The 1,953-nt window shown below is 42.3% G+C and carries 1 protein-coding gene; it reads left to right on the forward strand.

Annotated elements, in window-relative coordinates; all coding sequences use genetic code 11:
* Positions 1–721 precede the first annotated feature (721 nt).
* The gene (locus AB4167_RS21975; RefSeq protein WP_017064366.1) at positions 722–1,915 is read left to right on the forward strand and encodes an acetate/propionate family kinase; all 1,194 of its coding nucleotides are present in this window, start codon (positions 722–724) and stop codon (positions 1,913–1,915) included.
* Positions 1,916–1,953 lie beyond the last annotated feature (38 nt).

Below are 1,953 nucleotides of genomic sequence, written 5' to 3' on the forward strand. Positions count from 1 at the left end.
AAAGCCGCGATGAACCATTTAAAAGCCGAGCGTAATGCTCGGCTTTTTTGTGCCTGCTATTTGAACTTAAGCTTTGGTTGGCTCGATATTCGTAGCTAACTTACTTTAATCAAGCTTCGTTCCTGAAACTATGCTTCGTCCATGAAACTAAGCATCGCGCCTAGAACGAATGTTAGTGCCAAAACTTAGCTGTATTGCGTTCTAAGCCTATACCAAAAGAACGTGCTACAAGATGCTGAAACAAAGAGTGAAGGCTATCTAAGCGTCGTTACAGTGCATCTATTCGTAGAGTTGTGCTCGAAGGCAATCAAAATAAGATCAGATCACTATTCTCAACTTCAGTGAGCTTTTTGATGCAAACACTGAGCAATTGAGAAATCGAGCAAAAAGTTATCGGTAATGATAAGCAGACGAAAGGGAAGGGTGGTTGTTTTTCAAGCGGATCACCTGCATTTGTTCGAGTCGCTTTAATTAACTGAATCAAGTTAAAAATAACGTGAGCACTCGTTTGCGTCACCTGTTCATTAATTTTCTTATTCAACTATTTTTTAATTCCGCTCTCGAAATAAATAATTTAATGACCAAGATCAACTTAATTGTGTTCATTTAGTGTTTTTTTCAAAACAAAAGTTGAAAGATTCAAAAATTATTGAATAATGGACTTAACTAAAATTGAAGTAAACACTTCATCCAATTCGTACTGAAACAGGATCCATATCCAATGTCTAATTCGTTTGTTCTGGTTATTAACTCGGGTAGTTCATCCCTAAAATTTGCTGTAATCGATTCTGTTTCTGGTGAAGCAGTATTAAGTGGCCTAGGGGAGTGTTTTGGTCTTGAAGATGCTCGTATGAGCTGGAAATTCCAAGGCGAGAAAACTGAAATTGCCATTCAAGGTGAAGATAACCACCACAAAATTGCCATTGGCAAATTGGTTGGCCTGATGGAAGACCTAGGCTTCACGGCTGATATCGTGGCTATCGGTCACCGTATCGTTCACGGCGGTGAGAAGTTCACTCAAACGGTTCGCATTACTGAAGAAGTAACGAACGAAATTGAAAGCCTATCTGACCTAGCTCCACTTCATAACCCAGCAGGTGCTATCGGTATCCGTGCTGCAATTGAAGCTTTCCCTTCTCTACCTCAGTTCGCTGTATTTGATACTGCTTTCCACCAAACAATGCCTCAACGTGCATTCACTGGTGCAATCGCAAAAGAGCTATACACAGACTTCGGCGTACGTCGCTACGGTTTCCACGGCACTAGCCACTACTTCGTTAGCCGTGAAGCTGCGAAGATGGTTAACAAGCCAATCGAAAAATCGAGCTTCATCTCTGTTCACCTAGGTAACGGTGCATCTGTATGTGCTATTAAAGATGGTAACAGTGTTGATACTTCTATGGGCTTCACACCACTTTCAGGCCTAATGATGGGCACACGTTGTGGTGACCTAGACCCAGGCATCATCGAATACCTACTTAAGAAAGGCTGGTCACAAGAGCAAGTATTTAACTCTCTAAACAAGGAGTCTGGCTTCCTTGGCGTGTCTGGTCTTACGAGCGATGCTCGTGGCATCTTAGAAGCAATGGAAGAGGGCCACGAAGGCGCTAAGCTTGCGTTTGAGGTGTTTACTTACCGCGTAGCGAAATACGTTGCTTCTTACCTAGCAACGCTAGATTCTTTAGACGGTATCATCTTCACTGGTGGTATCGGTGAGAACTCTCTACCAATTCGTCGTGAGATCTTAAACAACCTTAAGATTCTAGGTTTCGTTGAAGATGTAGCAGGTAACGAATCTGCTCGCTTTGGTGCTGAAGGGATCATCGCTAAGTCTGAAATGTTAGACGCAGTAGCAATGGTTATCCCAACCAACGAAGAATTCGTGATCGCCCAGCAGTCGGTTGAACTGCTGTAATTTTTTCAAAAACAGATAGTTAAAAGCGAGCTTAGTGC

It is taken from the genome of Vibrio sp. 10N.286.49.E11 (genome assembly GCF_041469505.1).
GTDB lineage: Bacteria > Pseudomonadota > Gammaproteobacteria > Enterobacterales > Vibrionaceae > Vibrio > Vibrio crassostreae_C.

Excerpts from the sequence above, each read along its gene's own strand:
- AB4167_RS21975 (WP_017064366.1), top strand. The coding sequence starts at position 722 with ATGTCTAATTCGTTTGTTCTGGTTATTAACTCGGGTAGTTCATCCCTA.